The 10504-nt window shown below is 68.8% G+C and carries 12 protein-coding genes; 6 read left to right on the top strand and 6 right to left on the bottom strand.

What is annotated here, in order from left to right; all coding sequences use genetic code 11:
• The first annotated feature begins 257 nt into the window (after nt 1–257).
• The 3 genes from HUW62_RS23565 to HUW62_RS23555 all read left to right on the top strand — a co-directional run bounded on the left by HUW62_RS23565 (nt 258) and on the right by HUW62_RS23555 (nt 1761).
• Nucleotides 258–461: a cold-shock protein gene (locus HUW62_RS23565; RefSeq protein WP_046710823.1), complete on the top strand. Its 204-nt coding sequence runs from the start codon at nt 258–260 to the stop codon at nt 459–461.
• A gap of 106 nt (nt 462–567) precedes the next feature.
• Nucleotides 568–1134 (top strand): DUF99 family protein, encoded by a 567-nt coding sequence (locus HUW62_RS23560; RefSeq protein WP_163863365.1) that lies wholly within the window; start codon nt 568–570, stop codon nt 1132–1134.
• Between the two features lie 207 nt (nt 1135–1341).
• A complete protein-coding gene (locus tag HUW62_RS23555) occupies nt 1342–1761 on the top strand; it encodes a hypothetical protein (protein ID WP_163863366.1) in 420 nt (139 codons plus the stop codon).
• A gap of 153 nt (nt 1762–1914) precedes the next feature.
• Here HUW62_RS23555 and HUW62_RS23550 read toward each other — a convergent pair whose 3' ends face one another.
• The 3 genes from HUW62_RS23550 to HUW62_RS23540 all read right to left on the bottom strand — a co-directional run bounded on the left by HUW62_RS23550 (nt 1915) and on the right by HUW62_RS23540 (nt 3607).
• Entirely contained in the window at nt 1915–2397 is a 483-nt protein-coding gene (locus HUW62_RS23550; protein ID WP_368670461.1) for an NUDIX domain-containing protein, read from the bottom strand.
• 171 nt (nt 2398–2568) lie between these two features.
• The gene (locus HUW62_RS23545; protein WP_163863370.1) at nt 2569–3066 is read right to left on the bottom strand and encodes a hypothetical protein; all 498 of its coding nucleotides are present in this window, start codon (nt 3064–3066) and stop codon (nt 2569–2571) included.
• Entirely contained in the window at nt 3050–3607 is a 558-nt protein-coding gene (locus HUW62_RS23540) for a DUF2378 family protein (protein WP_176435684.1), read from the bottom strand. The genes HUW62_RS23545 and HUW62_RS23540 overlap by 17 nt, the downstream gene beginning before the upstream one ends.
• A gap of 80 nt (nt 3608–3687) precedes the next feature.
• Between HUW62_RS23540 and HUW62_RS23535 the strand changes: the two genes are divergently transcribed.
• The 3 genes from HUW62_RS23535 (at nt 3688) to HUW62_RS23525 (ending at nt 5451) form a co-directional block, all read left to right on the top strand.
• Nucleotides 3688–4413 carry a hypothetical protein gene (locus tag HUW62_RS23535; protein ID WP_240356159.1) on the top strand — a complete coding sequence of 242 codons (726 nt, stop codon included), beginning with the start codon at nt 3688–3690 and terminating at the stop codon, nt 4411–4413.
• A 78-nt stretch (nt 4414–4491) separates the two neighbouring features.
• The gene (locus tag HUW62_RS23530) at nt 4492–4947 is read left to right on the top strand and encodes a hypothetical protein (protein WP_163863374.1); all 456 of its coding nucleotides are present in this window, start codon (nt 4492–4494) and stop codon (nt 4945–4947) included.
• Nucleotides 4948–4953: 6 nt separating this feature from the next.
• The gene (locus tag HUW62_RS23525) at nt 4954–5451 is read left to right on the top strand and encodes a hypothetical protein (RefSeq protein ID WP_163863375.1); all 498 of its coding nucleotides are present in this window, start codon (nt 4954–4956) and stop codon (nt 5449–5451) included.
• 51 nt (nt 5452–5502) lie between these two features.
• Here the strand turns inward: HUW62_RS23525 and HUW62_RS23520 are convergent, their stop codons facing one another.
• Genes HUW62_RS23520 through HUW62_RS23510 form a run of 3 tightly spaced genes read right to left on the bottom strand, consistent with a single transcriptional unit; the run spans nt 5503 to nt 10470 of the window.
• Entirely contained in the window at nt 5503–8619 is a 3117-nt protein-coding gene (locus tag HUW62_RS23520; RefSeq protein ID WP_163863376.1) for an efflux RND transporter permease subunit, read from the bottom strand.
• Nucleotides 8620–8632: 13 nt separating this feature from the next.
• The gene (locus HUW62_RS23515; protein WP_163863377.1) at nt 8633–9745 is read right to left on the bottom strand and encodes an efflux RND transporter periplasmic adaptor subunit; all 1113 of its coding nucleotides are present in this window, start codon (nt 9743–9745) and stop codon (nt 8633–8635) included.
• Nucleotides 9742–10470, bottom strand: a complete 729-nt coding sequence (locus HUW62_RS23510) for a TetR/AcrR family transcriptional regulator (RefSeq protein WP_240356160.1) — start codon at nt 10468–10470, stop codon at nt 9742–9744. Before HUW62_RS23510 ends, HUW62_RS23515 begins: the two co-directional genes overlap by 4 nt.
• Between the last annotated feature and the right edge of the window lie 34 nt (nt 10471–10504).

The raw sequence follows: 10504 nt of genomic DNA, 5'->3' as shown, positions 1-10504 counted from the left end.
GGATTCGGGGGGCTCGGCACGACCATGGGACGCTCCTTTTCCAAGGGAAGCCAAGGGCTTCCATGACGGTAGGCACGCGGCTCCCGGAGCGCGCGGCGCCTGTCCATGCCCTGGAAGCAGGTATGCCTGCTGGCAAGCAGCCAAGGGGGCTTCCACTCGGACGGTCGCCCCGGGCAAACTATGTCCCGCCTTACGGCCTCTAGTTTCTCAAAGGCCGATAACCGCGGCGCGCCGCACCACCCGAGAGAACGCGATACATGGCAACTGGTACCGTGAAGTGGTTCAACGATGCGAAGGGCTTTGGGTTCATCGTGCAGGACGGTGGTGGTGAGGACGTGTTCGTCCACCACACGGCCATCAACATGGATGGCTTCCGGACGCTGCAGGAAGGCCAGAAGGTGGAGTTCGAGGTCGGCCGCGGCCCCAAGGGCTTGCAGGCGCAGAACGTGCGCGCCGGCTGAAGCGGTCCGGCACGGTGGTCCCTGAAGCCCGGCATCCGCGCGCGCGGGGTCGGGCTTCTTCCTTTTGCTGTTCGGCGACGCGAGGGCTTGAGAGGCTGGACAGGCCATGCGTCTGCCCCGCTTCCCCCGAGTCATCGGCTTCGACGACGCGCCCTTCGCCCGCCGCGCGGGCTCCGCCGTGCAGCTCGCGGGCGTGGTGTGCGCGGGCACGCGCTTCGAGGGGCTCGTCTGGGGGCGCGTGCGGCGCGACGGCTGGAACTCCACGCGCGAGGTGTGCCGGCTCCTGGAAGGAGGCAAGTTCCTCCCGCAGCTGCACCTGGTGCTGCTGGATGGCATCGCCTTCGGGGGCTTCAACGTCGTGGACCTGCCGGAGCTGGCGGCGCGCCTGGGCAAGCCCTGCGTGGCGGTGATGCGGCGGCCTCCCGATTTGGACGCGGTGGAGCGCGCGCTGCGGCGCCTGCCCCGGGCGGACGCGAGATGGGCCAGGCTGCGCGGTGCGGGCGACATCCATCAACTGGGAGGCTTCACCTTCCAGGTGCAGGGCGCGGAGCCCTCCTTCGTCGCGGACGCGCTCGCGCTGGTGACGGACAAGGGCCGCGTCCCGGAGGCGCTGCGGCTGGCGCACCTCATCGGCTCCGCCGTCATCACCGGCGAGAGCAGTCAGCGGGCCTGAGTCATCCCGGACTCGATTTCACATCCGGCGTGGAGCATTCGCGTTGGCGTGGAACCCGCTGTGGGGTGGCGGCAATGTTCCGCCGTGCCGGGTCCATCCCGACACAATTCCTTTCGACTATTCCAGGGCTGACAGAGTCGCAGGGGGGGTGTTTCGAACGGGGCCGGATGTTTGTTATTGTTTATCCTCCCCAGGAGGGAGGGGCTCATGTTCGAAGTCTCCAACGATACGAACCGTCGCACGGTCACCGTTCGGTTGAAGGGCTTTGTCCGACCCAATGAGATGAAGGATTTCGCCACGGCCTATCGGGCCGCGACGGATACGTATGCAGGAGGCCGGCACTTGGTGCTGGCGGATATGCGGGGGTTGAAGGCGCTGGAGCCGGAGTCCGCCACGATTTTCGGAGAAGTGGTGGCTTACGGTCGTCAGCGGGGTTGCTTGATGTGCGCGCATCTCTCGGATTCCACAATCGCCCGGCTTCAGACGGCGCGCGTGGCTTCCGAGGCCGCGCCCAACGACGACATCACGGTGGATTGTGTGTCCCCGGAGGAGGCGGAGCGGCAGCTCACCAAGGCCCGCACCCGCCACTTCCTGGTGAACGAGCCGGCCGCCGCCCACGCTCGCTGACGTCTCTTTCTTCTTCCCGCGCGCGACCCCCTCCTCGACTCCTTGTCGCGTCGCGCGCGGTTGTCTTCACAGGTTGTCTCGACTGAACGGCGCCGCGCCGGATGGCGAAGCCTTGCATTCGAGACTTCCATTCCTGTCGCACTCGGGGGTGATTTACTTCCGGCGCTGACGCGCGTGCTCCAGGTACGCCCGCACCAGCGGGGAGACAGGAAGTCTCAGCGCGGTGTCCAGGTCGATGAACGCCGCCCAGGTGACCTCGCGGTCATCGATGGTGAGTCTTGGCTCGGTGCTCTCGGAGCCCTCGGAGTCCACGTCCAGCTCCAGGAAGCGGACATGGTCCTCCTTGTTCTCGGAGGTGCCCACCGTCTCGAAGGCGGGCCGCAGCGACGCGGGGTCCACGCGTATGCCCACTTCCTCGTGGAGCTCGCGCGCGCCGGCCTCGGCGGGGGACTCGTCCCGCTCCATGCCTCCGCCCGGCATGCTGAGCTGGTGCTTGTAGGAGTTCTGGAGGAGCAGCACCCGGCCCGCGTGCCAGACGCCCACGAAGACGCCGTGCGTCCGGGGGTGGCGCACGAGCCAGTACACCCGCGCCAGTGTGTACGCGCCCCGGTAGCCCGTGCGGGCGAGTGCATCCACCCAACGCTTCACTGGCGGCTCCGAATCTCAGGCATCCGCCCGTCATACCAGGAGACGGCCGCGCGCGGCGCGAGGGGCCCCTGGCGAGCGCGCACCTCCGCGGGCACCTGGGCAAGCCAGTATGCCCCACGGGCCCAGCAGGAGACGGCGGTGCGCGGCGCGAGGCCCCCTCTAGCGAGCCCGCACCTCCGCGGGCACCTGCGCGAGCCAGCCCACCTCCATGACGCCCCACAGGCCGAGGAGGATGGCCTCCGCGGCGTCATGGCGCAGCGAGGTGGGCCTGGGCGCGTGGGACCAGGCGATGACCTTGCGGGCGAGGCCATCCGCGGCGTCCTTGGCCTGGCCACCGCTGCGCTGCTCGCGGGCGTAGAGCAGCCGCTCGCGCCAGTCCTCGGCGGAGACGCGCAGCACGGGCAGCGCGCGGCGGGCGGCCTCGCGCTCCCAGACATCGGCGACGGGCCCGCCGCCCTCCAGCACCAGGAAGGCCAGGGGCCCGGTGTCCGCGAGCACGGCGGGCACGGCGCGCTTCAACCGGGACTGGCTGCCGAAGTTCTGGGAACGGTACGTGCGCAGGCGGCCGTCAGGGCCGTAGAGGGCCAGGCCCGAGCGCAGGCCCAGGTCGACCGCGAGCAGGCCGGGCCCGGTGGACGACTCAGGCTCCGAGCCCATCGCGCCAGGTGCAGCGGTAGGTGACGTCCGCGGTGGTGAACTCGCGCACGGTGACAACGGGCTGGATGGCGCCGGTGGCGCGCAGGCCCGCGAGCACGGCGCCCTGGGTGAAGTAGCGGATGGGGCCGGCCTCGTTCATCCAGAGGTCGACCTCGGTGGTGGACACGTCGTCGACGCGGGCCTCGGTGTAGTTGTTGCCGGAGCGGAACATCTGCCGTGCACGGCCCACGCCCCGGCGAGGGCCCAGGAGCTGGATGACGCTGAAGAGGGCTCGGCCCATCACCGTCTCGCGGTAACCGTCCACCATGCGCTCGCCGAGCAGGGAGTAGGCGACCTCGGCTGATACATCCGAATGGAGCTCATGGGCGGTGACACGGACGGCGGAACACCATGTGTCGAAGACGTAGGCCGGCTGGAGCTTGCGTTCCAGGTCCAGGCCCACGTCGCGCAGCCGCTCTCGCAGGGCTGGCGTGACACGTCCCGCGAGTCCGCGCACGAAGAGGCCTTCGAAGGTGTGCTCGAAGACGAGCTTCTCCGGCATGTTCACCAGTGTACTCCGGTCCTTTAAGCTGTGGCAGCGGGGTACGGAATTCCATGGGTTTACAACGAGAGCTGGCCGTCATGGCCATGAATGCAACGCCGTTGCCGGGCAAGACGAACTTCCTGGAGGAGCTGGGTGTGGCGACGCCGGTGCCACGCATCCGGGGTTCGATTGGGGCGGTGGCGCGCGAGCCGTTCCTGGCGTTCGACAACAAGCGGCTGTTCGACTTGTTGGTGGCGTTCACCATCGCGGACTTCCCGGATGGCGCGGGGTGCTCGGACTACTTCAATCCGCACACCCCTTGGTACAACGTCTTCTATGGCGCGTACGGCGTGCGTTCGTACAAGCGCGACGGCAATCCGTGGGGTTTCCGGAGTGACGGGCGGCCGGACGTGGAGGAGATGCTGGAGATTCCGCGGCTGGACTACAACTTCCTGACGGCGGGGGAGCTGGGCTGTCCGGCGTCGCGGATGTGCTTCGAGGTTCGCGAGGTGACGACGGGCCGGCATGGCGCGTGGCACAGCGCGGACGTGGCCTGCGTGATTCCCAGCGGGCTGCACCGCACGGAGGACGCGGACTCGCCGGACCTGAGCTACTACGCGGTGTTCGGGATGCCGGAGGAGGACTACCTCGCGGGTGGCCGGGAGAGCTACGAGCCGGTGGCCATGCGCGGACGCATGTACTGGCGCCCGGTGGCGGACCGCCTCACGCTCGTCTGGGGCGGACTGTGTCCGGACACTCCGGATGGACAGAGCCTCATGCACGCCATCATCGACGCGATGACGCCTGTGTACGCGGGCGGATGAAGCCCCGAGCGCTCACGGGCAGACAGGTGCTGGCGCATTCGCTGGGCCGCACCAGGGCCCATCGATACGCTGGGCCCCATGACCTGGCGGGCACGAAGCAGGCACCGAATCCTCGCGTTCGTCCTCCTCGGCTGCGCCCTGCTCTCCTGCGCCCACGTCGATGACGGGAGCGGAGGCGGCTTTGGCCGCAACAGCGCGGAAGCGCGAATCACCCACCTGATTTCGGAGGGCCATTTCGCGCAGGCCGAAGCGCTCGTGGCTGAATCGACCTCGGCGGGTCTGGTGGAGCAGTCCGCGGCAGCGGCCTTGCGCAGGCAGATTGCCGACCTCTCCATGAAGCTGGGAGAGATACCCGCCCGGCTCCAGCGCGTCCCGAGCTTCCCCTCCCGGCTCAAGGACTTCACGCGCCACGAGCTTCAGAAGATGTATGACTCGGAGAACTTCAGCATCGCGACGAAGAAGGAGCTGCAGACCGCGCTGAAGCTCTTGAAAGATGTAGCGAAGGACAACTCCCGATTGCTTCAGAAGCTGTGAGCCCCCATGCACCCGAGCCCCCACGAACTGCTGGAGTTGTTGTCGGAGGCGAAGCGCCTGGAATGGGGGAGCGAGGAGCAACTGAAGCTGCTCGAACGCCTGCGCGTCCGCTGTCCCGCCCATGTGCCAGGACTGCTGCTCTCCAGCAGGGCGCTGCTCTGGGCGAAGGAGGACCTCCCAGACCCCGCCGCCTTCTTCGCGGAGGTCGAGCAGTTGCTCCTGGGTGCCGTCGACGCCTCGGACAGGACGCCTGAAGCGCTCATCGGAATGGCCCGCTTCAAGAGCGTCGTCCGCGACTCGCCGTTGGAGGCAGAGGCCCTCTATCGAGAGGCCGCCACCCGCGCGTTGAGCGTCCTGGAAGAAGCCTGGGTCGGCCTCGTGGAGGCTCTCGGAGAGCAGGGAAAGACAGAGGGGGCCGCACGCACGGCCGACATCGCCAGCAAGGTGTTCCCCGACTCCAGCGCGCTCGCCGAGGCACGCAAGTTCGCGGGCCTCAAGGACTGAGCCACCTTCTGACACCGGGCCCGAGACACTCGCTCGGGCCCGGCGCTGTCGTCACGCGGCCCGGCTGGGCCCGGATGACACGGGGGCTTCTTCGGGCACGGGCGGCGTCTCCACCTTCGGCGTCTTCCAGAACCTGACCTTCTCCATCGCCGCGAACACCACCGGCACCACCAGCAGCGTCAGGAACGTGGAGGTGATGACGCCACCAATCACCGAGATGGCCATGGGCGCGCGGAACTCCGAGCCCGTCCCCGAGCCCACCGCCGTCGGCACCATGCCAATCGCCATCGCCGCGCTCGTCATCAGAATCGGACGCAGCCGCCGCGGCCCCGCCTTCATCAGCGCCACGTCCACCGAGTCCCCCTCACGCAGGTGCTGCAACGCACCGTCGATGAGCAGAATCGCGTTCTTCGTCACCAATCCCATCAACAGGATGACGCCAATCATCGCGCCCATCGACAGGTGATACCCCGTCACCACCAGGCCCAGCAGCGCACCCACCAACGCCAGCGGCAACGACGCCATGATGGTGAACGGGTGCTTGAAGGACTCGAACTGGCTCGCCAACACCATGTAGATGAAGACGAACGCCAACCCGAACGCCAGGGTGAAGGCCTCGTTCTGCTCGTCCAGGCTCTTCATCTGCCCGTCGTAGACGATGGCATAGCCGGGCGGCAGCGGTGACAGCTTCACCTGCTCCTTCAACGCATTCGCGATGTCTCCCAGCGCCGCCCCCTTCGCGAGCTGCGAGTACACCGCGATCTGCCGCTCCCGGTTCTCGTGCTCGATGACGCTCGGCCCGTCGCGCAGCTCCACCTGCGCCAGGTCCGACACCGGCCGCAGCCCACGAGGCGTATACACCTCCAACTGCGCCACCCGCTCCGGCGTACTCCTGTCCCGCTCCGCCAATCGCACGCGGATGTCCGTCTCGTTCGTCCCCTCGCGCAGCTTCGCCACCACGTCGCCGCTGATGGCCAGCCGCAGCTGCGTCGCCAGCCCCGCCGCGTTGATATCCGCGTCGCTCGCTCGCGCCCGGTCGATGCGAATCTGGAGCTCTGGCTTCGGCGGGTTCGCCTCCACCCGCACGTCCTCCGTGCCCTTCAGCCCGCGCAAGATTCCCGCGACGCGCTCCGCCTCCTGGTTCACCCGCGTCAGGTCCGGCCCGGTGATGCGCACCATGATGGGGTAGTAGTCGCCCAGGCCCTCAATCGTCGGCGGGTCGCTCAGGTTCACCCGCGTCGCCACCAGCGGCGTCAACAGCGCGCGCGCCTCGTCCTTCAACACGGGGATGCCCTTGGTGCGTTCGCCCTTCCCCACCGTCAGCACGCGCATGCGCGCCTTGTTCACATCGCCGTTGGTGCCGACGATGGAATAGATGGCCGTGATTTCCGGCAGCTTGCGCAACAGCGCCTCCGCCTCTCCCGTGCGCGCCTCCGTCTCCGACAGGCTCGACGAGTCCGGAAGCTGCAAGTCCACCAGGAACTGCGAGCGGTCCTCCGGCGAGATGAACTCCGCGCCCAGCCGGCTCGCCGCCCCGAAGGACAGCACCAGCACCACCACCGTGATTCCCGTCGTCGCCCACTTGTGCGCCAGCACCCAGCCCAGGATGCGCGCGTAGACGCGCTCCGTACCGTCCAGGAAGCTCCGCAGCCCGGCCGCCACCGCGTTCTCCTTGTGGACCTCTCCCGGCACCCGCTTCTTCGCCAGTCGCGCCGACAACATCGGGTCCAGCGTGAAGGAGATGAACAGCGAGACAATCACCGCCGCGGAGATGGTGATGCCGAACTGCTTGAAGAACTGCCCGACGATTCCGGGCATGAAGGCCACCGGCACGAACACCGCCACCAGCGACAGCGTCGTCGCGAGCACCGCGAGCCCCACGTCGTTGGTGCCGTTGGCCGCCGCGCTCATCGGGTCTTCGCCCTTCTCCAGCCGGTGCGTAATCGCCTCGCGCACCACCACCGCGTCGTCGATGAGCAGACCGATGGCCAGGGACAACCCCAACAGCGTCATCTGGTTCAGCGTGTAGTCCAGCAGGTACATCACGAAGAACGTGCCGATGACGGACGTGGGCAGCGCCAGCGAGGAGATGAACGTGCCGCGCCCGTCCAACAGGAACATCAGGATGATGAGCACCGCCATCGCGCCACCGAAGACGAGCGCGATCCACACCTCGTGGGCGTTCTCCCGGATGAGCTCCGACTGGTCGATGAGCAGCGTGGCCGTGAAGCCCTGCCCGACCTCCGGCGCCATCTCCTTGAGCACCTGCTTCACCGCGTCGCTCACCGCCACCGTGTTGGAGCCCGGCTGCTTCACCACCTCCAGGATGACCGCGTCCTGGCTGTTGAGCCGCGCCACCGTGCGCCGCTCCGCCACGCCGTCCGTCACCGTGGCGATTTCGCTCAGCCGCACCTGCGAGCCCGTCCGGCTGCGCGCCACGGGCAGCGCGCGAATCTCGTCCACGTCGCGGAACTGGCCCAGGGAGCGCACCGTCAGCTCACTGGCCCCCAACGCCAGACGTCCCGCCGGCAGGTCCAGGTTCTCCGCGCTCACGCGCTGGGCGATGTCCAGCGGCGACACCCCCGCCGAGCGCGCCTTGTCCAGGTCCACGTCGATTTGAATCTCACGCGTGTCGCCACCGGTGATGCGCACCTCGGCGGCGCCCTCGAGCTGCGCGAGCGCGGGCTTGATTCGGTCGTCGATGAGCCGGCGCAACGACTGCGACGGCATGTCCGCCGACACGGCGTACGTGAGGATGGGCGTCGCGGAGAGGTCCACGCGGCCCACCACCGGCGCATCCGCCGTCTGCGGCAGCTTGTTCGCGATGCCAGCAATCTTGTCGCGCACCTCCTGCACCGCGCGGTCCACGTTGGTGGACAGGGTGAACTGCACCACCACCGTGCTCAGGTTCTCCCGGCTCCAGGAGTGAATCTTGTCCACGCCGCTGATACCCGCGACGGCGTCTTCCACGGGCTTGACGACCTGGGTCTCGATTTCTCCCGGACCCGCGCCCTTGTACACCGTGGTGACGACGACGACGGGGAAGGACACGTCCGGATACAGGTCCGTGCCCAGGCGCCCCAACCCCATCAGTCCGAGGACGATGAGGCAGAGCGACAACATGGCCGTGAACACCGGCCGACGAATGGAGACGTCGCTGAGGAACATGGACGCGCTCCCCTTACTTCACGGTGACGCGCGAGCCCTGTGACAGGCCCGGCGTGGGGTGGTCGATGACGGACTCGAACGGCGAGCGGGCCAGCACCACCACCTCGCGCTCACGTCGCTCCAGCACCTGCACGTCCACGCGGCTCACCTCGCCGCCACTGCCCACCACGAAGACATGGTCCCCGTTGGAGGACGACAGCGCCGTGCCCGGCAGCACCCGCGCGTCCTGGTCCTCGCCCAACAGCAACACCGCGCGCGCCAGCGTGTGCGCCACGAAGCGGCCATCCGCGTTGGGCACCGCCAGCTCCACCGGCACCCGACGCGTGGCCGGGTCCGCGGAAGGGAGGATGGTGCGCACCGTCGCGTCCTCGGTGAACACGCCCGGGCCGCCAATCGACTCCACCCGCACCTTGGCGCCGGGCTTCAGCCGCGAGCGCAGCGACTCCGACACCGTCGTCCTCAGCAGCAGCGTGTCCAGGTTCTCCAGGTTGAACAGCGGCGTGCCCGGCCCCACCGTGGCGCCCGTCTGCTCGGGTGCGTCGATGAGCGTGCCCGAGAACGGCGCTCGCAGGTCATGCCGCCGACGCGCCGCCCGCGCCTGCGCGAGCTGGGCCTGCGCCGCGAGCAACTGCGCCCGCGCCTGCGCCGCCGTCGCGGAGCTGGCGCGGTTCTGCAAGTCGCTCACCCCGCCCTCCTTCTGGAGCGCCTCGTTGCGCGAGGCCACATCGGAGGCCATCACCGAAGCGGCTTCAGCGGCCGCCACCGCCGCCTGCGCCTGCGCCACCTGCGCGTCGACAATCTCCACGTCGAGCTGCCCCAACACGTCGCCCTTCTTCACCGCCGCGCCCTTGCCCAGCTTCACGGCGGCGAGCCGGCCCCCTACCTCGAAGCCCACCTGGAGCGCCTGCGCGGGGAACAGCGTGCCCGTCACCTCTTCCCGAGGCGCGGCGCGCACCGTGCGCGTGGCCACCAGCTTCACCGTGGGCACCGCCGCGTCCGTCTTCGCGGCGGCGGCCGGCGTGGAGGAGGCATCCGCCTTGCCACACGCGGACAACGACAGCGCCGTGACGACGACACCCAGCGCCGCGAGCGCACGCGGGGCGGAAGGTTTCCAGATGGAGTTCACGGGCTTTTCCTCGGGGTGTGGCGGGTCTTCGCGCGGGCGGGAGGCCGGCGCTGGGAAGTCGTGGGGCGCTTGGCCCGGGAGACAACAGGCTCCGAGACAGGCGCGGGGGCATCGAAGCGGGGCAGCGTGCCGCCCTCGCACAGGCGCTGGAGCGTGTATGCCCAGGCGGACATGTCTGGCTTCTCCGTCAGGTGCACCATGCGCTGGGACAGCAGCACGTACGCGCCGACGATGACGGAGGCGAACAGCTTCGCGTCCATCTCCTGGTCCGCCGCGCCCGCCTCCTGCATCCGCCGGAAGTCCCCCGCCACGCGCTCCACCTGCGCCTCCGTCATCCGCCACAGCAACGATTCGAAGGGCGTGCCCTGGCTGCCGCTGACGAGCACCGAGACGACGTCGCGGTAGGACCACATCAGCTCCAGCGACTCCAAATCGAAGGCCGTCTCCAGCTCGACGAATCGCCGGTAGCGCTCGCTGTGCTCCAGCCTGTCGCGAGAGCCCATCACTCCCTGCCCGAGGAAGTGGCGCTCCACGGCCGCCATCCGGCGCCCGTTCACCTCGTTCAGGTGCGCCTCGAACCGGGCCAGCACCTCCCCGAAGAGCGCCTCCTTCGAGGGGAAGTGCAGATAGAAGGCGCCCTTGGACAGACCACACGCGGCGGTGATGTCCTCGATGCGCGCCCCACGCAGCCCCTTGCGGGCGAACTCCGCCCGGGCCGCGTTCATCAAGGCTTCCCTGGCATGAGGGTCAGCGGGTCTC

This window comes from Myxococcus sp. AM011, assembly GCF_013372595.1.
Lineage (GTDB): Bacteria > Myxococcota > Myxococcia > Myxococcales > Myxococcaceae > Myxococcus > Myxococcus eversor.
The sequence above is the reverse complement of the archived record's forward strand: the minus strand, read 5'-3'. Positions and strand labels throughout refer to the sequence as shown.